The 21,537-nt window shown below is 61.7% G+C and carries 16 protein-coding genes and 1 pseudogene; 4 read left to right on the top strand and 13 right to left on the bottom strand.

The window, feature by feature from the left end; translation table 11 throughout:
- Nucleotides 1-60: 60 nt before the first annotated feature.
- The gene (locus BBI10_RS01335; RefSeq protein WP_065986221.1) at nt 61-528 is read right to left on the bottom strand and encodes a hypothetical protein; all 468 of its coding nucleotides are present in this window, start codon (nt 526-528) and stop codon (nt 61-63) included.
- A gap of 754 nt (nt 529-1,282) precedes the next feature.
- Between BBI10_RS01335 and BBI10_RS01330 the strand changes: the two genes are divergently transcribed.
- Nucleotides 1,283-1,519 (top strand): DUF2789 family protein, encoded by a 237-nt coding sequence (locus tag BBI10_RS01330; protein WP_065986220.1) that lies wholly within the window; start codon nt 1,283-1,285, stop codon nt 1,517-1,519.
- Nucleotides 1,520-1,612: 93 nt separating this feature from the next.
- Here the strand turns inward: BBI10_RS01330 and BBI10_RS01325 are convergent, their stop codons facing one another.
- The 12 genes from BBI10_RS01325 to BBI10_RS01270 all read right to left on the bottom strand — a co-directional run bounded on the left by BBI10_RS01325 (nt 1,613) and on the right by BBI10_RS01270 (nt 18,764).
- Complete coding sequence (locus BBI10_RS01325; RefSeq protein ID WP_065986219.1) at nt 1,613-3,076, bottom strand: T6SS phospholipase effector Tle1-like catalytic domain-containing protein; 1,464 nt, start codon at nt 3,074-3,076, stop codon at nt 1,613-1,615.
- Between the two features lie 273 nt (nt 3,077-3,349).
- Entirely contained in the window at nt 3,350-4,453 is a 1,104-nt protein-coding gene (locus tag BBI10_RS01320) for a methyl-accepting chemotaxis protein (protein ID WP_432213736.1), read from the bottom strand.
- A gap of 704 nt (nt 4,454-5,157) precedes the next feature.
- Entirely contained in the window at nt 5,158-5,562 is a 405-nt protein-coding gene (locus BBI10_RS01315) for a TraR/DksA family transcriptional regulator (protein WP_065986217.1), read from the bottom strand.
- A gap of 349 nt (nt 5,563-5,911) precedes the next feature.
- The gene (locus BBI10_RS01310; RefSeq protein WP_065986264.1) at nt 5,912-6,934 is read right to left on the bottom strand and encodes an ABC transporter permease; all 1,023 of its coding nucleotides are present in this window, start codon (nt 6,932-6,934) and stop codon (nt 5,912-5,914) included.
- A 95-nt stretch (nt 6,935-7,029) separates the two neighbouring features.
- The gene (locus BBI10_RS01305) at nt 7,030-8,592 is read right to left on the bottom strand and encodes a sugar ABC transporter ATP-binding protein (RefSeq protein WP_065986216.1); all 1,563 of its coding nucleotides are present in this window, start codon (nt 8,590-8,592) and stop codon (nt 7,030-7,032) included.
- An 85-nt stretch (nt 8,593-8,677) separates the two neighbouring features.
- The gene (locus BBI10_RS01300; RefSeq protein WP_065986215.1) at nt 8,678-9,604 is read right to left on the bottom strand and encodes a sugar ABC transporter substrate-binding protein; all 927 of its coding nucleotides are present in this window, start codon (nt 9,602-9,604) and stop codon (nt 8,678-8,680) included.
- A gap of 536 nt (nt 9,605-10,140) precedes the next feature.
- Nucleotides 10,141-11,160, bottom strand: coding sequence for a Gfo/Idh/MocA family protein (locus BBI10_RS01295; RefSeq protein ID WP_065986214.1), 1,020 nt, complete (start codon nt 11,158-11,160; stop codon nt 10,141-10,143).
- 163 nt (nt 11,161-11,323) lie between these two features.
- Nucleotides 11,324-13,255 carry a 3D-(3,5/4)-trihydroxycyclohexane-1,2-dione acylhydrolase (decyclizing) gene (gene iolD / locus BBI10_RS01290; RefSeq protein ID WP_065986213.1) on the bottom strand — a complete coding sequence of 644 codons (1,932 nt, stop codon included), beginning with the start codon at nt 13,253-13,255 and terminating at the stop codon, nt 11,324-11,326.
- A gap of 223 nt (nt 13,256-13,478) precedes the next feature.
- Complete coding sequence (locus BBI10_RS01285; protein WP_065986212.1) at nt 13,479-14,978, bottom strand: CoA-acylating methylmalonate-semialdehyde dehydrogenase; 1,500 nt, start codon at nt 14,976-14,978, stop codon at nt 13,479-13,481.
- Between the two features lie 22 nt (nt 14,979-15,000).
- Nucleotides 15,001-15,810, bottom strand: coding sequence for a 5-deoxy-glucuronate isomerase (iolB, locus tag BBI10_RS01280; protein WP_065986211.1), 810 nt, complete (start codon nt 15,808-15,810; stop codon nt 15,001-15,003).
- Between the two features lie 2 nt (nt 15,811-15,812).
- Nucleotides 15,813-16,766, bottom strand: coding sequence for a myo-inosose-2 dehydratase (gene iolE, locus BBI10_RS01275; RefSeq protein ID WP_065986210.1), 954 nt, complete (start codon nt 16,764-16,766; stop codon nt 15,813-15,815).
- A 60-nt stretch (nt 16,767-16,826) separates the two neighbouring features.
- Nucleotides 16,827-18,764: a bifunctional 5-dehydro-2-deoxygluconokinase/5-dehydro-2-deoxyphosphogluconate aldolase gene (locus BBI10_RS01270; RefSeq protein WP_065986209.1), complete on the bottom strand. Its 1,938-nt coding sequence runs from the start codon at nt 18,762-18,764 to the stop codon at nt 16,827-16,829.
- A gap of 246 nt (nt 18,765-19,010) precedes the next feature.
- Between BBI10_RS01270 and BBI10_RS01265 the strand changes: the two genes are divergently transcribed.
- The 3 genes and pseudogenes from BBI10_RS01265 (at nt 19,011) to BBI10_RS28465 (ending at nt 21,419) form a co-directional block, all read left to right on the top strand.
- Nucleotides 19,011-19,937 carry a MurR/RpiR family transcriptional regulator gene (locus BBI10_RS01265; protein WP_065986208.1) on the top strand — a complete coding sequence of 309 codons (927 nt, stop codon included), beginning with the start codon at nt 19,011-19,013 and terminating at the stop codon, nt 19,935-19,937.
- 168 nt (nt 19,938-20,105) lie between these two features.
- Nucleotides 20,106-20,882 (top strand): annotated as a pseudogene (locus BBI10_RS28470) (PAS domain-containing protein); the annotation flags it as partial.
- A complete protein-coding gene (locus tag BBI10_RS28465; RefSeq protein WP_410929382.1) occupies nt 20,868-21,419 on the top strand; it encodes a methyl-accepting chemotaxis protein in 552 nt (183 codons plus the stop codon). The pseudogene BBI10_RS28470 and the gene BBI10_RS28465, both read left to right, overlap by 15 nt.
- The last annotated feature ends 118 nt before the right edge of the window (nt 21,420-21,537 follow it).

The raw sequence follows: 21,537 nt of genomic DNA, 5'->3' as shown, positions 1-21,537 counted from the left end.
CGCTTGTGGCGTGGGGGGATGTGGGCGCGTTCCGTGTGCAGGTGTGTTGAAGCGCGGCGCTTACTCGCTGGCTTTGAACGTCAGCTCGCCCTTGCGCCATTTCGCGGCTTTGGCGGTGGCGGCTTTGAGGACTTTGCTCAGGCCGGACTCAATCTGCTCGTGGGCGGCGAACACCATGAAGATGCTGTGGGACTCTTTGAACACGATGCCCTGGCCTTCAGGCACTTCGACAAACGCGTATTCGCCCAGACCATAGATGGTCATCCTGATGTCGCGAAAGCGGATTTCGAATTTGCCGCCTTCGCGGCTGGGCAATACCGCGGCACGGAAGTGGTCACCCACTTTCAGCTCCAGACCGGGTTTGTCATCGACCACCAGTGCGGTGTCGGTGTCGACCTCCGACATGTAAATGCCTTCAGGGGATTGTTCGATGACGTAAACGAATCGCGCCTGGAATAGCTTCACCAACTTCGCGCGCACGTCGCCGAGCACGAATAACGCGTGGGTATCCAGATTACCTACTGCCAATGTACAAACTCCCAACCAGATAGGAACTCGCCCGGACAGCGGACCGGGCGAGAAAAAAACGAGAAATGGTGCGTCCTGAAGCCGGACGCTGGCGTGGGTACGGATTCTACCGGCAGTCAGTCTATACGGGCTATATCCCTTTCGTCCGCTGCGATGACGTTTTTGCCGCCATACGATGTTTCGGTGGGACTGGCCCGACACGGCAAGACGCCATCGGATGTTTGAGTGGGGTGGATTCACCCCAGTAAAGAGCCATGCGATTTTGTTCTAGTAGGACCGGCTTCAGCCGGGAAGAGGCCTGATCGGGCAACCTCAATTCTGCGGTGTGACACCTGACGCCTTCCCGGCTAAAGCCAGTCCTACTAACAGCGCGTGGTGTGTCAGTTGCGATTTTGTTTTAGTGGGACCGGCTTCAGCCGGGAAGAGGCCTGATTGAACACCCTCAATTTCGCGGTGTGACACCTGACGCTTTCCCGGCTAAAGCCAGTCCTACTAAAAGCGCGTGGTGTGTCAGTTGCGATTTTGTTTTCGTAGGACCGGCTTCAGCCGGGAAGAGGCCTGATTGAACACCCTCAATCTCGCGGTGTGACGCCTGACGCTTTCCCGGCTTAAGCCAGTCCTACTAAAGCGCGCGGTGTGTCAGCGGCTCTTCAGGCAATCAGTTAGAACTCTTGCCTGCCGCGCGTACTCCCATGCAGCAGAAGGTTACTCACTGACACGCCAACCCGGGTCCTTGACCCGTTCGGGAGAAAAAATGGAAATCATGACGCCGTCGCTTGAAATGTTGTTCGAACAACTGGGGCTGGAGTCCGATCAGGCCAGCATCGACGCATTTGTCGCCGCGCACCAACTGCCGGAAGGTGAGAAGGTCTCCGAAGCCGATTTCTGGACGGAGAATCAAGCCGGACTGCTCAAGGAGAAGATTCAGCTGGATGACGATTGGGCGCCCATCGTTGACGAGCTGAATGTGTTGCTGCACACGCCGACCTGACCCGGCGCACGTGTGAAAAAGGCGGCCCTTCGAGGCCGCCATTTTTTTGCCTGATCCGCCATTATCGTGCCCCAACCCCTCAAGGCAGCCCGGTCACTGTGGGTAACCGGGCTGGCCGACATTGGAAAACATCTGCCGCCCATTCCGCGCAGGCGCGTGCACGAAAAGGCCATCCACCAGCGCATCGCGTCGGGCGTTGTTCCAGTGCGCCGAGCGATGAATGTAGCGCTGATGCAACAGCGTCAGCTCGGCGTCGTTCAGCACCCCGCCCTCTCCTTTTGCATGGCTGATCAGCTTGGCGGCGATGGGACGCAATTCTGGTGGCAGGGTGATTTCTGCGGAATCACGGATCGGCAAAAACGGCACACCTTCGTCACTCGCCAGGGTGTGCATGAGCCGCAGGTAAACGTGGGCAAGGTGGTTGTAGACGCGGCGTTCCAGCGTCACCGTCGCGACCACCGTTTTGACCCCGCGTGAGCTGCTGGCAAACCGTTCGAAACATTCAACGCCGAGCGAAGCGCTCTCATCGGTGGGGTCGAGCAGACGCCTGGCGTCGAGGGTGGACAGCTCGGCGTGGGCCTGCAGCCAGGCGTCCGTTTCGTCGTAGGGCGTGTTGACGCATACCAGGCTGCGGCGTGGCCGGAACAGCGACACCTTCTCCACCTCCTGAGGCTGGTAACCGCCGCCGATGTCCGAATGGCTGCCGGGCAGCACGATTTCCCGGGGCCAGTCGGGCTTGACGCTGTTTAGGACGAAGTTGCGCCGATGCTCATCGCCGGCCACCAGATGCAGCACCTGCTGCGCGCACCCGGGCGGCAGAAACAGATTGACCCGTTTATTGACCGCATCCCGAACGCTGCCCAGATCGGCGATCCCACCGACGGCGGCCACGGTGTCGAACAGCCCGATAACCTTCAACCGTACGCTGCCGCTGGCCCATGAAAAGCTATCCGACAGCGGCAGTTTGCGCGGGTCCAGAACCGGGTCCAGCGCGCCCCGGGATTTTTTCAGCACTTCGTTGGCCAGATGCCGGGCCGAGGCCGCACCCCGACTGAAGCCAAACACGTCCAGTTCCAGCGCACCGATGACACAACCCGGGTTATCGCTTTCAAACATCTGAAGTTCGTCGGCGAGTTTTTTGATGCCCCGCGACACTTTTGCCACCACGCCGGTGGTGCCGCGACCAAAGCCCTGGCCCGACACGCGTGAATCGCGCCCGCCAGAGGTAGTGCCAACGCCGCTGACATACACCGCACCATATACATACAGGCCGTCGGCTTTAATGATCGCCTTGCGCTGTTGCTTATATAAGCCGGCCAGTCTCGCGATATTGGTGGGGCTGTTGCTGTAACTGCTGCCGGGGTCAGTGTGTCGGCCACCACACTCTTTTATATGCACGCCGCCGTAGACTTCCGCCATGGCCTCGCAGTCGGCGCCTATCTGGCTATTGACGCGATTATTACCGGTCCCGTCGAAGAACACACCGAGACGAACGGTGACTTCCGGCGCGTCGGTGCGGGAATCGGCCGACGCGTGAGTGATAGTTTTCTTTGTCATTTGATTCATCCGTGAGTACTGACATGAGTCCCGAACAGGCATTTACATATTCGGACATATACTCACAGGATGATCGCAGTTAACGTCCCGTCAACCGATGGAACTGCACTTCAGACGCTTCCTACTTCAATATCGGACGTTTAAATAATTGAAGGGCCTTAGTCTCACAACTAACGCTCCGCGAAGAGCTGCAAGCTTCAAGCGGCAAGCCACAAGACGCCCGATCACTGCTCACTGCTCTTCACTTGAAGCTTGTAGCTTGCAACCCAGTCCTCAGCTTTTCTCCGGCCTATAGCCCAGTCGCAGCCCGCCCCAATGCCGGCCCTTGACCATGACAGGCACGGAAAGATCGTGCATCAGTTCGCCGGTATCGCGGGTGTAGGTCTGCAACAGAACCGGCTGCTGGTGACTGCCGCAGCGAATCCCGGTGCGGTCGTCGAACTTGCGCTTGGTGCGGTTGTTGACCGCGTCGACTGCCGTGTCGCCCGTCAAAGGTCGGCTGAACGCCTGATTGTGGGTCGGCACGTAGCCTTGCTGCGTGCAGGCGATGGCGAACACCAGCCCCTCATGACGGGTCAGCAGAGGTTCCTGAATGGCCGGCAGCGTCTGGTCGGTGTAGCGGTCGTAGCGCGTCTGGTACTTGGCCGGCGAGGTGTTGGCGATGGGCTGATAGGTGCGGTCGAACAGATCGGTCAGGCTGACCCGGCCCTGATCGATGTCCTCCTCGAACGTGGCGGCGATCTGACTGGCGCCTTCGCGGGCGAGGTCGTAAATGCGCTGGTGATAGTCATCCAGACCGACCTGGGCCAGGCGTTCGCTGATGGTTTCCGCCTGCTCCTCCATCTGCAACGCAGATTGCGCCAGGCGCCGGGTCTGGTCATCGCTGACGGCAAGGTCGCTGCGCATTTGCTCGACGGCCACGAACAGGCTGCTCAATTGCGCCTGATTGGTCTGGGCGCCCCGCGCGATCTCACCCACTTGCTGCTCTACGCCAACCGCCAGCTGAGCGATGCTCGCCAGTTGCTGACCGGTGGATTCGACCTGCGCCACGCCGCCACTCAGGTCGCCCGACAACTGCCGGATCTGCTCGACCACCTGACGGGTGCGCTGCTGGATATCAACGACCATCTCCCCGACTTCACTGGTCGCCGTCGCCGTGCGCCCGGCCAGCCCGCGCACTTCATCGGCCACCACCGCAAAGCCACGGCCGTGTTCGCCGGCCCGCGCGGCTTCGATGGCGGCGTTGAGGGCGAGCAGATTGGTCTGGCTGGCGATGGACTGAATCACCGCCGTCACACGCTGAATGTCTTCGCTGCGCTGGCTGAGCGCTTCGATCAGTTCACGGCTGCTGTCGGCCCGCTCACTGAGTTGGTGCATGAGGCCGATGGAAGCGTTGAGGACGTTGAGCCCGGCGCCGCTGCTCTCCCGCGCCTGGCTGGCGGCCGTCAGCGCTTGCTGGCTGAGGGTCGACGTGGCGCGCTCGGTAGCGATCATCACATCGGCGCTGCTGACGATCTGCTCGGCCGCGTTGACCTGAGACTGCAGCTTGCCCGCCAGTTGCCTGACCGAAAACGCCACGGCCGCAGCAGACAACGCGTTGTGACTGGTGCTTCGGGACAGGTCCCGGGTCAGACGGGTCATGGTGTCTTCGCCCGCCTCTCCCGCCGCCACCGGCGTTCGGCCGGCGAACAGCGGCGGCAACCACAGAATCAACAGCGCGACGGGCAGGCACACGTAAACGGACACATAACCCCACGCCATCGCCGCAAACAGCAGGCACAAGCCAAGGCTTTGCAGGGCGGGCGTCAGCCAGCGCGAACCGGTGACAACCTGACTGTCGACGGCCGCGTGCGCGGGGTGGGAGGGTGTTGCTGCGTGACGACCTTTCGCATCCATGTCCGGGACCTGCCCTGCTTTCATTATTGTGAAAGCATTAAACGCCCAAATAGCGGCCATGCGCCATGAGTCATTGGTGGTAGTCGGTCGGAATGTGCTGCGACGGGGGGGCTATACGGTAGGCGCTTGAAAGGTGCGCAAGGGAACGGCTCGACCACCCGTTGCGGGCGGTCGAACCCGATGGATCACGCCTGACGCTGGTGGCGGTCGATCTGCTCGTGACGTTCCTGAGCTTCGATGCAGTACTTGGTGGTCGGGCTGATCAGCAGGCGCTTGAGGCCAATCGGCTCGCCGCTGTCTTCACACCAGCCAAAGCTGTCGTCAGCGATGCGGCTCAAGGCCATTTCCAGCTGAGGCAGCATGCGCTGATCGCGGTCAATCACGTTCACCAGCCAGTGGCGCTCTTCTTCCACGGAAGCGGCGTCGGCAGGGTCAGCCGGGGTGTCCAGGCTTTCGATCGCGATACGGCTCTGCTCGATGCGCTCGTGGATTTCGACTTTCATGGCTTGCAACAGGCCGACGAAGAACGCGTGCTGCTCGGCGTTCATGTAGTCATCGGCCGGCATCGCCAGCAACTTTTCCTTGGTCATTGATTTCTCTATAAAAAAACGTGCATTAAGGCGATCTCAAAGGTGCGCCTCAACCTGGCATTAAACGCGCCGTAGTCTCGAAGCGCCGCTTGGCACTCAATTTACGAGGGGCGGCAGTCTAAGGCCGGGTTCGGTACTCGGCAACATAATTGATCAGGATTCGTCCAACAAGGGCCGCAATACCCGGTGGCATTGGGTCGCGCCGGGGATTTGATCGCACCCTTCACCCGGCCCGGGCGTCCTCGAAACGAGGCAGATGGTGTCTGACCGACCGTGGCGTGATCGGTTCAAACCGATGAAAAACGAAAAGGGCCTGCAATGAGGCCCTCTTTGATGACGCCTGAACGACTCAGCGCTTGAGCTTGCGCTTGTTGCGGTACTGATCGATGACCACGGCGACGACAATGATCAGGCCCTTGATGATGTCCTGCACGTAGGCATCGACGCCGACGAAGGTAAAGCCGCTGGCCATGACCCCGAGGATCAGCGCGCCGATGACCGTGCCGGTGATCCGCCCGACGCCACCGGCCAGGCTCGTGCCGCCGATCACCGCCGCCGCGATGGCGTCCAGCTCGTAGGAAACGCCCATGCCGGCCTGCCCGGTGGCCGCCCGTGCCGACGCCACCACCCCGGCCAGCCCGGCCAGCAGACCCGCGATGCTGTAGACGATCACCAGATGCCGCTTGACGTTGATCCCCGAGGTGCGCGCCGCCTGCATGTTGCCGCCGATGGCGTAGGTGTATTTCCCGTACTTGGTGTAGCGCAGGGCGATGTGAAAGATCACCGCGACCACCAGAAAGATGATCACCGGCATGGCGCCCTGGCCGATCGCGGTGTAGGAATCATTCAGCATGCTCACGGGCTGGCCGCCGGTGTAATAGCGCGCCAGCCCCCGCGCCGAGACCATCATGCCCAGCGTGGCAATGAACGGCGGGATGCCGGTGATGGCGATGATGCTGCCGTTGATCGCCCCGGCGAGCAGCCCCACCCCAAGGCCGGCGATGACGGGCGCCCACACCGGCAGATCGGTCAGCGACGGAAACACGGCGCGGGTGTAGTCCGACGATTGCGCCAGGCTGGCGGCAATCATCGCCGACAGCGCCAGCACCGAACCTGACGACAAGTCGATGCCGGTGGTGATGATGACCTGGGTCACGCCGATGGCCAGCAGACCGATGATCGACACCTGCAGAATCATCAGCACCAGCCGCTGGGAATTCATCAGAAAGCTCTGATCGCGGACGATCCACCCGAACAACTCGAAGATCAGACCAATGCCGATCAGCACCAGAAAGATGCTCAATTCGGTGGGCAGCCGGCGCTTGTGCTTGCGGGGCGCCAGTGCGGGTTTGTTTTCCAGCATCGCGTTCATCTTCATGTGTGCCTCTTGTTCTTGTGCGACCCGACTGGGGCAGTGTGACTGGGGCGTGGTGCAGTGCTTGAATCGGAGCGTCAATAGCCCGAGATTCAGTGGACCGGGTTTCCGGACGCCAGGTGCATGACCCGCTCCTGGGTGGCCTCGGCGCGGTCGAGGGTGCCCATCATTTCGCCTTCGTGCATGACCATGACCCGGTCGCTCATCCCCAGCACTTCCGGCAGTTCGGAAGAAATCATGATCACCGCCATGCCCTCGCTGGCGAGCAGGGAAATCAGCCGATAGATCTCGGCCTTGGCGCCGACGTCGATGCCACGGGTGGGCTCATCGAGGATCAGCACCCGCGGGTTGGTCATCAGCCAGCGCGCCAGCAGCGCCTTCTGCTGATTGCCGCCGGACAGCGTGTCGATGCACTGCTCAAGGGACGGCGTCTTCACCCGCAGCTTTTTGCACATGTCTTCGCACAGCACGCGCAGGGCTTTCTGGTGGACAAAACCGTTGCCAGCGTAATGGGGAAGCACCGCCATCTCCATGTTTTCCAGCACCGACAGGCACGGAAACAGGCCGCTGAGCTTGCGATCCTCGGTGAGCAACGCGAAGCCCTTCTCGATGGCGAAGTGCGGGTCGCTGACACGGATCGGCGTGCCGTCGAGGAGGATTTCCCCGCGCGTACTGGGGGTGATGCCGAAGATCGTTTCAGCGACATTGGTGCGCCCCGAGCCCATCAGCCCGGCGATGCCCAACACTTCGCCGGCGTGCAGGTCGAACGACACGCCTTCGAACACGCCGTTGAGCGACAGGTCGCGAACCGACAGCAGCAACTTGCCCACGGGCTGGTCGCGCTCGGGAAACAGCTGGGTGAGTTCACGGCCAACCATCATCGAAATCAGGCTGTCGCCGTTCATGCTGTCGGCCCGCTGCAGACCGATATAGGCGCCGTCCCGGAACACCGCCACTTCATCGGCGATGGCGAACACTTCGTTCATCTTGTGGGTGATGTAGATGATGCCCTTACCCTGGGCCCGCAGGTCGGCAATGATCGAAAACAGGTGGGCGACCTCCGTCTCCGTAATGGCGGAGGTCGGCTCGTCCATGATCAGTACGTCGGAGTCGTAGGAAACGGCCTTGGCGATCTCGACCATCTGCCGCTCGGCGATGCTCAGGTTGCCGACCATCTCCTCTGGATCGAGGTTGATGCGCAGGCGTCCAAGCAATTCCGCCGTGCAGCGGTGCATCGCACGGTGGTCGACCATGTGCAGGCCGTTAAGCTGCTCGCGGCCGATCCAGATGTTCTCGGCGATGCTCATGTGGGGCATCAGGTTGAGCTCCTGATGGATCATGGCAATGCCCGATTGCAGCGCCGCCAGCGGCGACTGGAACACCACCGGCTCGCCACGCAGGCGGATTTCGCCGCTGTCGGGCTGGTAGATGCCGGCAATGATTTTCATCAGCGTGGACTTGCCCGCGCCGTTCTCGCCCATCAGCGCCAGCACGCTGCCGGGCCGCACGCGCAGTTGCACGTTGTCCAGCGCCACCACCCCGGGGAAGCCCTTGCTGATGTTGGTGATTTCCAGCAGATAAGGGTGCTCGGCGTCGTTCGTCGTCCCGGAGACAGGCGAGAGGGTTGAAGCCGAAGCGGTTGTGGAAGCGAACATGGTCACAGGCTCCTCGGTTGACAGGGTCGGCAGAGGCACGGCCAGGCGGTGCTCTGCCGGGTGTCAGTCGGTCTGAGATGAGCGGTTATTTGAAGGTGTTGACGTTTTCCGGGGTGATCAGCTTGAAAGGAATCACGATGGCCTGTTCGGGCAGCGTTTCCTTCTTCGCCAGTTTCACAGCGGCATCGATTGCGCCCTCGCCCTGCCCCTTGGCGTCCTGAAACACCGAGACCGAGAGGTCGCCTTTCTTGACCGCGCTCAGACCGTCCGGCGTGCCGTCGACACCGGCCACAAATACCTCACCTTTTTTGCCCGCCTGCTTCAGGGCCATGGCCGCACCGATGGCCATTTCGTCGTTGTTGGAGATGACCGCCTTGAAGTCGCGGCCCTGGGTCAGCCAGTCATTGGTGACGTCCATGCCTTTCTGCCGCTGCCAGGCGCCGGTCTGCTCCTGAGTGACCTTGATGTCGGGGTAGTTTTTCAGGACTTCCTTGACGCCCGCCGTGCGGTCGCGGGTCGAGTTATTGGCCAGCTCACCGAGCAAGATGACGACGTTGCCCTTGCCGTCCATTTTCTTGGCCAGGTATTCCATTTGCATGCGCCCGGCTTCCTTGTCGTCGGAGGTCACAGAGGCAACGCCTGCGGGCAGCTTCGGATCGTCCGGACGGCGGTTGACGTAGACCAGCGGAATGCCGGCATCCGTGGCAGCCTTGGTGATCTTCACGGTGGCTTCGGTGTCGACGGGGTTGACGATCAGTGCGTCAACCTTCTTGCCAATCAGCTCTTGCACCTGATCGAGCTGTTTGTTCACGTCATTGCGGCCATCGACAAACTGCAAATCGACGCCGCCCATGGCTTTGACTTTTTTGTCCATGTCCTCGCGCATGTAGGTCAGATACGTGTCATCGAACTGCGACATGGACACGCCGATCTTCAGGTCGGCGGCCAGGGTGGCGCCGCTGCTCAGCATGAGGGCTAGAGCGAGTGAGGTGAAACGGAGCGGGGTATTCATGAACGGTCTTTCTCCAGATTCTTGTTGTTGTAATGACAGGGATGATGACGGCTGGAGGTACTGACACTCAGCGCGGAGCAGTGCGCGCTGTGTCTGAAAGGTGCGCGACCGAACCACCCGATGCGCCGCATACCACAACGCCGCGGCGTTGGACGCAGAGCACATGGGCGATGGTTTCGAGGGCGGATTCGACAGCGGGGGCGGCGTTGATCAATCTGTGGGAAACAGCGCGGGGGATAGCAGGAAGCGCGAGTAAGAAGGGACGGCAAGCCTTGGCGGCTGATCTGAAGATATTCATTGGCGGTACCTGTCTGCGATTGGCTTTCTTGTTTTTGTGTCGCTCGTTCGGCCTGCTGCCGGGAAACCCGGCACCAGGCGCTGACGGCGATCGTCGGCAACCTGGAAATGACTCTATTGGAAAATAATTTCTACTTCAACAGCTTTTAGAATTAATTTCTATTTTCGGTTTGATGCGCCTCGTCCGGTCAATCCGGTGGGTGCAGCGCACTCCCTCGCGGGACATCCGGGTGCACGTCCTACAGCACAACCACCCTGCCCTCCATCGCGCTGATCCTCGCGGCATCCAGCACGCGGGCCGAGGCCACCGCATCGTTTGCATCCACAGGATTACGCCCCTGGTTCATCACCGCTTCCTGCCACTGCCGGTAAAACTCGGTCCAGCAGCCACGCTCCGACGGGACCCGCTCGCGGTGCTCGCCCTGCTCGAACCAGCCCCAGCGTCGGTGTTCTTCCACGCCCCAGCGATCGCCTTCGGATCGGGGGGACAACCCGGCCAGTGCGGCAGCTTCCTGACCGTCGAGGCCCTCCACGGTATAGCAGCCCTGTGAACCGTTGACTCGAAAACGCGGGCCCTGGGCGTTTTGCAGGCAGTTGCCCCAGAGGTGCGAAACCACGCCGTTGGCATGGGTCAGTGAAATAAAGAAGCCGTGATCGACCTTTTGCTCCGGCGTCGCGAACTCAAGCTCGGCGTACACCCGCTTCACCGGCCCGAACAGCAGCAGTGCCTGATCCACCAGATGGCTGCCGAGATCGCGGAGAATGCCGCCGCCGCTTTCCTTGCCAACCGAGGACGGCGAATAGCGCTCGACCCGGGACTCGAAGCGGCTGATGTCGCCGAGAACGCCCTGATCGATCAGCTTGCGCACGGTGAGAAAATCCGAGTCCCAGCGACGGTTCTGGTACACGCCCAGCAGCACGCCTCGGCGTTCGGCGGCGTCTACCAGTTCCTGGGCCGCCTGGGCATCCGGCGCGAACGGTTTGTCGCTGACGACCGGGACGCCGAGTTCGATGGCTTCGAGAATCAAGGCACGGCGGGAGGCCAGCGGCGTCGAGATCACCACCGCATCGACACCGGCCGCGACCAGATCGGCCAGGCTGTCGAAGGCCGGGACCTTGGGGTAATCGTTGCGCAGGTCCTGGCGGCGTTCCGGCGAACGGGTGACCACGCCGGCAAACGTCATGCCGGGCTGGCTGGCAATCAGCGGCGCGTGAAAGTAACGCCCGCCCTTGCCGTAGCCGATGAGTCCGATTTTCATAAGTAATCTCCTTGCCCTGTAGGAGCGTGGCTTTGTCCCGCGATCGGCGACGCAGTCGTCGTCAATCCAGCCAATGCGGTGTATCAGACACATCGCGTTGCCTGAATGTGCTGCCGGTTCCCGGCAGATCGCGGGACAAGCCACGCTCCTACAGGGCCTGTGTTCAATACTGGCGGGCCTTGGCCAACGCCGCTTTTTGCCGCTCGTACGCCTCGGCCGTTGTTCCAGTGGTCGACACCTGCGCCACGCCCACGCGCCACCACGACAGGTAGCCGTGGATCATGGTTTTCGGCAGCACCTTGATGTCGATCAGCGTCGAAACGGTCTGCGTGCGGGCATCGGCCAGTGCCGCCTCCAGCTCCCGGGCGTTGCTGACCTTGTAGGTCTTGCAGCCATAGGCCGCGGCACTCATGGCGAAATCCACCGGCACTAAGTCGCCATCCAGCTGACCGGTCTTGGGATTGCGATAGCGGAGCTCGGTGCCGAAACTGCCCATGCCGTTGCCCATCTGCAAATTGTTGATGCAACCGAAGGCCATGTTGTCGAGGAGCACCACGTTGATCTTGCGCCGTTCCTGAATCGACGTGGCCAGTTCCGAGTGCAGCATCATGTAGGAACCGTCACCCACCAGCGCGTACACCTCACGCTCCGGCGCCGCCATCTTCACGCCCAACGCGGCGTTGACCTCATAGCCCATGCAGGAATAGCCGTACTCGACGTGGTAACTGTCGACGCTGGTGCTGCGCCACGCCCGCTGCAAATCGCCGGGCAGACTGCCGGCCGCCGCGACGATGACCGCGTCCGAGGGTAATTGCTGGTTGAGCACCCCCAATACCCGGCTCTGGGTCAGGCACGAACCGGTCATTTCGATGAAATCGCGCAGCACCTGCGGGTCGAGATGACCGCTGACTTCCGGCTCGAAAGCCTCGGCCTGGTATTCCACGGCGTACAGCCGATCCACTTCCGCATCCAGAGCAGCCCTCGCCTCGCGCGGCTGAGTGCCCCACTGCGCGCGGTAGTCCCCCAACTGATCCGACAGGGAGAGAAGCGCGAGGCGCGCATCGGCCAACACCTGCACGCCATCCAGTTTCTGCACATCGAATGCGCCAACGTTGAGGTTGAGGAATTGCACGTCAGGGTTCTGGAACAGGGATTTGGAGCCGGTGGTGAAATCGCTGTAACGGGTGCCGACGCCGATGATCAGGTCCGCCTCCCGGGCCAGGGTATTCGCCGCCAGGGTGCCGGTCTCGCCGATGCCGCCCATGTTCAGTGGATGAGCGGAGACGATGGCGCTCTTGCCTGCCTGGGTTTCGCTGAATGGGATGCCGAAGCGCTCGGCGAACGCCTGCAACTCGGCGGCCGCACCGGAATAACGCACGCCGCCGCCACAGATCAGTAGCGGCTTGCGTTTGCCTTTGAGCAGCGTCACGGCATCGTTGAGCATCGCTTCGGTGGGCGGACGACGGTCGATGCGATGCACGCGCTTTTGCAGGAATGAATCGGGGTAGTCGTAGGCTTCGGCCTGAACATCCTGGGGCAGTGCCAGGGTGACGGCGCCGGTTTCGGCAGGGTCCGTGAGCACGCGCATGGCGTTGAGGGCCGCGCTCATCAGCTGCTCGGGGCGGTTGATGCGGTCCCAGTATTTGCTCACGGCCTTGAAGGCGTCGTTGGTGCTGATGCTGAGGTCGTGGAACTGTTCGATCTGTTGCAGCACCGGATCGGGCTGGCGACTGGCGTAGACATCGCCGGGCAGCAACAACAGCGGAATGCGATTGGCCGACGCGGTGGCCGCGGCAGTGATCATGTTGGCGGCGCCGGGGCCGACCGACGAGCTACAGGCGTAGACCTTGCGCCGCAGGTGTTGCTTGGCAAAACCCATGGCGGCGTGGCACATGCCTTGTTCGTTGCGGCCTTGATGGACGATGAGCTCGCCGCTGTCCTGCTCCAGCGCCTGGCCCAGGCCGAGCACGTTGCCGTGACCGAAAATGGTGAACACCCCGGCGACGAACTTGCTCTGCACGCCGTCGACTTCGACGTACTGGTTATCGAGAAACTTCACCAGGGCCTGGGCCATGGTCAATCGAGTCGTGGTCATGCTTGCACCTTGTTGTTATTGGCGGTGATGAAAGCCCTGGGAATGGTTAGCGGACTTGGCTGACTGGGCTGAATATTCAGACTCAGCGATGATCCCTGTGGGAGTGAGCTTGCTCACGAAGGGGCCGGTCCGTCTGGCACATCCCCAGTGGCCATACAGCCGCCTTCGCGAGCAAGCTCGCTCCCACATCGACCGCGTTCAGCAAACGATTAACGTTGTTCCCCTACTTCGCCGTCGGCATGCTGAATTCCGCGCCCTTGGCGATGCTGTCCGGCCAGCGCTGCATGACGCTCTTGTAGCGGCTGTAGAACCGCAGGCCTTCTTCGCCGTAGGCATGGTGATCGCCGAACAGCGAGCGCTTCCAGCCGCCGAACGAATGCCAGGCCATCGGCACCGGAATCGGCACGTTGATGCCCACCATGCCGACCTTGATGTTGCGCGCAAAGGCCCGGGCAATGCCGCCGTCGCTGGTGAAGCACGACACGCCGTTGCCGAATTCGTGGGCGTTGATCAGCTCCACCGCCGAGGCAAAATCGGGCACGTGGACGATGCCCAGCACCGGTCCGAATATTTCCTCCTTATAGATAGTCATCTCCGGCGTCACCTCATCGAACAGCGTGGCACCGACGAAGAAGCCCTGTTCCGCCCCCGGCACGGTGAAGTTGCGCCCGTCGACAATCAGCTTCGCGCCCTCTTGCACGCCCTGGGCGATGTAGCCTTCGACCTTGGCCTTGTGCACCGCCGTGACCAGCGGGCCCATGTCCGAGTCGGCGTTCATGCCGTTGCCGACCTTGAGGGCATCGATGCGCGGCAGCAGCTTGTCGATGAGTTTCTGCCCCACGTCACCCACCACCACGGCGATGGAAATCGCCATGCAGCGCTCGCCCGCCGAACCGTAGGCCGCGCCGATCAATGCGTCGGCCGCCTGATCCAGGTCGGCATCGGGCATGACGATCATGTGGTTTTTCGCACCGCCGAGGGCCTGCACGCGCTTGCCGTGGGCCGTGCCCTGCTGATGAATGTATTCGGCGATGGGCGTGGAGCCGACAAAGGAAATCGCCTCGATGCCCTTGTGCTGCAACAGCGCGTCCACGGCCACTTTGTCGCCCTGCACCACGTTGAACACGCCATCCGGCAGGCCCGCCTGTTTCAACAGTTGCGCCATCAGCAGACTTGCAGACGGGTCGCGTTCGGACGGCTTGAGGATGAAGCAGTTGCCGGTGACCAGCGCCATGGGGATCATCCACAGCGGCACCATCACCGGGAAATTGAACGGCGTGACGCCGGCGCAGACGCCCAGTGGCTGACGCAGGTTCCAGTTGTCGATGCCGCCACCGATGTTGTCGCTGTAGTCGCTTTTCAACAGGCTCGGCGCGCCACAGGCGAACTCGACGATTTCGATGCCACGGACCACTTCGCCCTTGGCATCGGAAAACACCTTGCCGTGCTCGCGGCAGATGATGGCCGCCAGCTCGTCATGGTGCTGGTCCAGCAGCTCCTTGAACTTGAACATGACCCGCGCACGGCGCAGGGACGACTGGTCTGCCCAGGCGGGAAACGCCGCCTGGGCAGCGGCAACGGCTTCATCGACGGTCTTCAGTTCCGCCAGCGCGACCCGGGCCTGCACGGCGCCGGTGGCCGGATTGAACACATCGCTGAAACGCTCGGCGCTGTCGTGAATCTGGCCGTTGATGTAGTGGCCAATGATCGGGGCAGTGCTCATTGAGGGGCTCCTTCCAATAGATTTACAAATCGAGCAGCCAGCTATGCTGCGGATCGTTATGAAATTGCCAGGCGCGTTTGGGGCCGGCCATCACGTTCAGGTAATAGGATTCGTAGCCGTACGGCACGGTGACCGGGTGATACCCCTTGGGCACCGTGACCAGGTCGTTGTTCTCCACGGCCATGGCCTGATCGATGCTGCGATCGTCGGTGTACACGCGCTGGAACACATAGCCCTGGGGCGGGTTGACCTGATGGTAATAGGTTTCTTCGAGAAAGCTCTGGTGCGGTAAATCATCTGTGTCGTGCTTGTGCGGCGGGTAGCTGGATGAGTGGCCCGAGGGCGTGCGCACCTCCACCACCAGCAACGAATGCGCGGGCTCGGAATCAGGGAGAATGTCGCAGACGTAACGGGTGTTGGCCGCCCGGCCGCGCACGCTGCGTTTCATCGTGTCGGGGGTGATGACTCGCGCCGGCAGGTCTTTGGACGCATCGCCGGGCGCCGCGCACACGGCAATCTGCACCGCGCTCAACGCCGTGACTTCGGCCTGGCTGCCCGGCGGCAGATACACCGCAAAGGGAGATTTGTCCTCGAACACGGACTGCCGATCACCTAGGTTTTCCCAGTTGAAACCGCCCTGCCCCGGCGCCTCGCCGCTGACGCTGATGCGACCGCTGAGCAGCACCAGGCAGATTTCCTTGTCGCCCGCACTCACCGGCAGACGTTCGCCGACGCTCAATCGATGGGCGGAGAAGCCGACGTACGTCAGCACGCCGTCGGCCAGCGCGACCACGTCGCGCCCTTCGGCCTTGCTCTTGACCAAGAGATTCATGTTCACAGACTCCTGTGTTCAGGCGGTTGTTGGGGCGTGCGGTGTTGTCGAGCGGAGTGATTGACCTGCGCGGCGGCCAGCAACGCGCGCAGGGTCTCGTAGCCTTTCTTTGCATAGGCATAGCTCGGCGCGACGGCCGGGTCCTGTTCCGCTTCGACCACCAGCCAGCCTTGGTAACCGGCCTGCATCAACACATCCAGCAGCGCGGCGAAATCGATGTCGCCATCGCCGGGCACGGTGAAGGTGCCGTTGACGATGCAGTCCGGAAAGCTCCACAAATGGTTGCGCGCCAGTTGCACCACTGGCTTGCGCACGTCCTTGAAGTGAACGTGACAGACGCGGTCGATGTGTTTGCTCAGCACTTGAAGCGGTTCGCCGCCGCCCATGTAGCAGTGACCGGAATCGAACAGCAGGCCGACTTCATCGCCCGTCAGCGCCATCAGCGTGTCGATGTCCTTCGGCGATTCCACGTACGCGCCCATGTGGTGGTGGTAGGCCAGGCGCACGCCCTGGGACAGGGTAAACCGGGCCAGCTCGGTGAGCTTGTCGGCGTAGGCCTGCCAGGCGCTGGCGCTGTGGAAACGCGGTCGCTCGACCAATCGAATGCGCTGACCCTGAATCGAATCGGCCACTTCGCCGTAAACCAGCACCGTGGCGCCATTGTGCTTGAGCAGCTCGACGTGGCTGGCGATGGCGTCGATTTCCTCGGCCGCCGAGCGGCTGGCGAGCCGACCGGAATACCAGCCCGACACCAGCGCCAGGTCATAGGGGCGCAACACATCGGCCACGCCTTGGGCATCCTTGGGGAATTTGCCGTTGAGCTCGAAGCCTTCGTAGCCGATTTCCTTGCCCTCACTCAGCGCGGTGCTCAGGGGCGTTTCGCCGCCGAGGGCCGGGAGGTCGTCGTTGCTCCAGGAAATCGGGTTGATGCCAATTCGGATTGCAGAAGCGGGCATGGCTGCACCTTTATTGTTGTTATCTCGTTCAACTGAAAACAGAGGCCGCGGGTTCTGACGTCAGGCCCGGGCGTCGCGCCAGGATTCGATGAGGAAACCGAAATTGCTCTGCACCCGCGTGATCAGGCCCGCGTCATCGATTTCGCCTTCCAGCCAGGCTCGGCTGGGCTCGTGAAAAATCGTCCGGCCGACGGCAAAACCCCGGCAGGTGGTGCTTTTCGCCGCCTGACGAAAACCGGCCGCCAGGGTTTCGGCGGGCGCGTTCAGCCCCAGCAACACCACGCCCCGGCAGTACGGATCGCGCTCGTGAATCAGCGCGTCGAGCTGCTCCCAGACCTCGGCGGGCTGCGACTCGATTTTCCACCAGGCCGGGTAAATGCCGAGGTTGTAGAGGCGCTTGAGGGAACGGTAGATAACGTCTGGATGGGTCGAAGGATGATCCTTGGGCGGAATAACCTCCAGCAGCAGTTCGTGACCACTGGCCAGTGCCGCCTGATACAGCCCCAGCAGTTGCGCTTCCTGTTCCAGGCGCAGCATCGGCTCGTCGTCCGGGTGGTATTGCACCAGGCACTTGATGATCTGTTCCTGAGGCCAGCTTTGCAGCGTGCTGCCCACCGAACGCCCGTGCTCGAACGCCAACGGGCGTGAACCCTGGACTTCCACCGGGCGAGCCACCCACCAGCCGCGCCCGCTGGCGGCATTCAGTGAATCCTGACCGAAGCGCTGATCCGCCAGCACGCCGACATCGGCAGCGATGCCGCGCGTGTGCAACTCGGCTTCGACCCGCGCGACCGCTTGCACGAACAACTGCTTGAGCTGGCCGATACAGGCCGGATCGCGCCCGGCCTTTTGCGCCAGCTCCACCAGTTGCCCGCGGTGATCGAAGGCGAAGATGAACAACGGCTGCCATTCGCGACGGGGCACGCTGACCCGGTGCAGGCGCTGCAGCACCGCGTCCTGATCGGGTCGGGTAATCGGCACCGGGCTGTTGAACAGGTATTCCAGTTCGACCAGCGTCGGCATGGCCGGCGCGCACGCATGCCGCGACACCACCAGACCGCCGCAGGCATTCGCCAACTGGCAGCAGCGCTCATCGCTCTCGTCGTTGAGCCAACCCTTGAGAAAGCCGGACATAAACGCATCGCCCGCGCCCAGCACATTCAGCACTTCGACGCGCACGCCGGGGTAGATCGCGCCGTCTTCCAGCTTTGCCGGAATCGCACCGTGAATCACCGTGCAGCCTTGGGGCCCAAGCTTCACCACCAGGGTCGCGGCACTGAGTTCGCGGACCCGACGCAGGGCGCTGAGCAAATCGGTCGTGCCACCGGCGATGAGGAATTCTTCTTCGGTGCCGACGATCAGGTCGAAGCGCGGCAGGATGCGCTGCACGTGCTGGCTGACGGTGTCGTTGGCGACAAAGCGCGTCTCGCCGTCAGCCTTGCCGGCCAGGCCCCAGAGCACCGGGCGGTAATCGATGTCGAGGACGCGTTTGACGTGGTGTTTTTCGGCGTAGTCCAGCGCCTGACTGCTGGCGCGGAACACCTGATCGGTGGAGAAATGCGTGCCGGTGATCAACAGCGCCTTGCTGGAGGCGATCTGCGCTTCGTCGATGTCTTCCGGTTGCAGCGCCATGTCGGCGCAGTTCTCGCGGTAGAACACCAGCGGAAAGGTTTCGCGGTCCTTGATGCCGAGCAGGACCATGGCGGTCAGGCGTTCGGCGTCGACCTTGACGCCGCTGACGTCGCAGCCTTCCCGCGCCAGGGACTCCACCAGAAAACGGCCCATGTGGTCGTCGCCAACGCGGGTCAGCATGGCGGATTTCACACCCAACCGTGCGGTGCCAAACGCGATGTTGGCGGAGGAGCCGCCGAGGTATTTGGCGAAACTGCTGACGTCCTCCAGGCGCGCGCCGATCTGCTGCGCGTAGAGATCGACACCCAGGCGCCCGAGACAAATCACGTCCAGCTGACGCCCAGTGGCAAAACGAGTCTGGCCCATGCCGGCCCCTCTTCTTTTATTGTTATGGATATGAGTGCTGATGCCCTTGCCTGCGAAACCGATGCTTGCAAGCGAGTTCGTGGATGCAGACTAGAACGGCGCCGGGCCTTGATCAATGAATTTTTCTAAATTATTTTCAGGTGGAATATTTATTCCACTTTGCATTGCGGGTCACAGCCTGCAAAACTGGCCGCCTGTCTTCCCGGACAATCCGCCAAGCCACCACCCGCCAAAGGATTTGCACGTATGTCCAGCCTCGATCAGCCAGGCGCGCCCGATACCGGAGCCGACGGCGAAACGCCCGTCACCGCCGCGCCGGAGACCGCCGATGCCCTGCTCAAGCTGATCACGGCCGAATACGAGAGCCTGCCGCGCCAGCTCAAACGCATCGCCAGCTACATGAGCCAGCAGAGCGACCGGATCATGGTCGACCGCATCAGCGACATCGCCCGGGAATGCGAGGTGCATCCTTCGGCCATTGTGCGGTTCTCCCAGCGCTTCGGCTTCAGCGGATTCAGCGAAATGCAGGCGCTGTTTCGCGAGGCCTACACCCACAAAACCACCCCGGTGCAGAACTACCAGCAACGCATTCGCAGCATGATCGCCAACAAATCCCAGAAGGCCAGCGCCGGCGACCTGGCCCGCGAATGCGTGAACGCCACACTGTCGGGGCTGGAACGGCTGGCGCTGGAACTGGACGACGAAGCGTTCGAGAAAGCCGTGGACCTGGTGGTCAACGCCGACAACATCTACGTGGTCGGGGTACGACGCTCCTTCGCCGTCGCCGACTATCTGGTCTACAACCTGCAGCACACCAATAAGCGCATCCACCTGATTTCCGGCCTCGGCGGCAGTTACCGCGAGCAGATGCGCAGCGTGCGCGCCAATGACCTGGTAATCGCCATCAGCTTCACGCCCTACGGCAAGGAAACCCAGCACTGTCTGCGCATCGCCCAGCATCATCAGGCCAAGACCTTGATCATTACTGACAGCAATCTGTCGCCCCTGGCCAAGCGCGCCAACGCCGTGCTGCTGGTCAACGAAGGCAGCTCGTTCGCGTTTCGTTCGCTCAGCGCTACGTTGTGTTTGTGTCAGGCACTGTTCATTGCCGTGGCCTATCGACTGGAGCTGAAGGTGGACGAGATCTCCGAGCAGGCCGGTTTCGACGATTAACTGGCAGCCTTGTACAAACCCGACGAGCTGTATAACTTTGGTATAGCTTTTTAACATCACCTGCGTGATTATCCGCTGGACTGCACAGGGAACACGCATCTGAGCTGACTCTCGCTCGCACGGTCATGGACCTGGACCCTCGCCTCTCCACCTGCGTGAGCCGCCATCATGTTTTTCGACTCGTCCAAGAATAAAATCATCCAGGACCTGCAGCTGACCGTCGCCCATCAGGCCAGTCTGCTGGAAGCGATCAATCGCTCGATGGCCAGCATCGAGTTCGATCTGAACGGTGTGGTGCTCAAGGCAAACGACAACTTCTTCAACACCATGCGCTACCGGCCCGAGCAGGTCATCGGTAAAGAGCACCGCATGTTCTGCACCCCGGAACACGCGCGCAGCCCTGAGTACGCTCAGTTGTGGTCACGTTTGCGCAGCGGCGAGTTTGTGACCGCGACGTTCCAGCGTGTCGCCGGCGACGGCAGCACGGTGTGGCTGGAGGCCAGTTACAACCCGGTCAGGGATTCGGACGGCAAGGTCATCCGGGTGGTCAAGTACGCCATGGACGTGACCGCCAAGCTTCAGGCCGAGAGCGAAACCCACAACAAGTTGCAGGCCATCGACCGCGCCATGGCGGTGATTGAGTTCGACCTGGACGGCACGATCATCGCGGCCAATGATAACCTCCTGCGTTTGTTGGGCTACAGTCGGCAGGAGTTGTTGGGCAAAAGCCACAAGATGCTCTGCCCACCTGAGTTCAGCAACAGCGCCGATTATCAGGACTTCTGGCGTCGGTTGAACAAGGGTGAGTTTTTCAGCGATCAGTTCAAGCGCGTCGGCAAGCAGGGCCGAACGCTCTGGCTGGAGGCGTCCTATAACCCGGTGTATGACGCCAGCGGCAAGCTGTGGAAGGTGGTGAAGTTTGCGTCGGATGTGACCGCGCGTATTCAGAAGCACGAGGAGGATTCCCAGAGTGCTGCGCAGGCCTATCACATTTCGGTGCAGACGCAGAAATACGCTGAGCAAGGCACGCAGGTGATTCAGCAGGCGGCCAGTGAGATGCGTCAGATTTCGCAGAATATCGATGATTCGTCGCGGATCATCGGTCAGTTGGGTGAGCGCTCGGAGCAGATTACGGCGATCGTGAACACGATTCGCAGTATTGCGGATCAGACGAATCTGTTGGCGTTGAATGCGGCGATCGAGGCGGCCCGGGCCGGCGATCAGGGCCGTGGGTTTGCGGTGGTGGCCGATGAGGTTCGGCAACTGGCGGGTCGTACGAGTCGGTCGACGCAGGAGATTTCGGAGATGATTCAGGTGATTCAGACTGAGACGCGTCAGGCGATTGTGAGTATGGACAATACGCGGAGTACGGCGGTGAAGGGTGTGGATCTGGCGGATCAGGCGGGGGCTGCGATTGTGCAGATCAGTTCGGGGACGAATGATGCGGTGGATGCCGTCAAAATGTTCGCTGGGCGGGATTGATCTTTGAGATCAAGATCAAGATCAAGATCAAGATCTAGGGTGTCTGCCTGGGGGCAGACTGTTTCGCCTTCGGCGAGTTACTTGGAAAAGCACCCCAAGTAACCAAGGGTGCTTGCTC

Source organism: Pseudomonas graminis (assembly GCF_001705435.1).
Classification (GTDB): domain Bacteria; phylum Pseudomonadota; class Gammaproteobacteria; order Pseudomonadales; family Pseudomonadaceae; genus Aquipseudomonas; species Aquipseudomonas graminis_B.
This window is presented reverse-complemented; position numbering and strand designations above follow the sequence as displayed.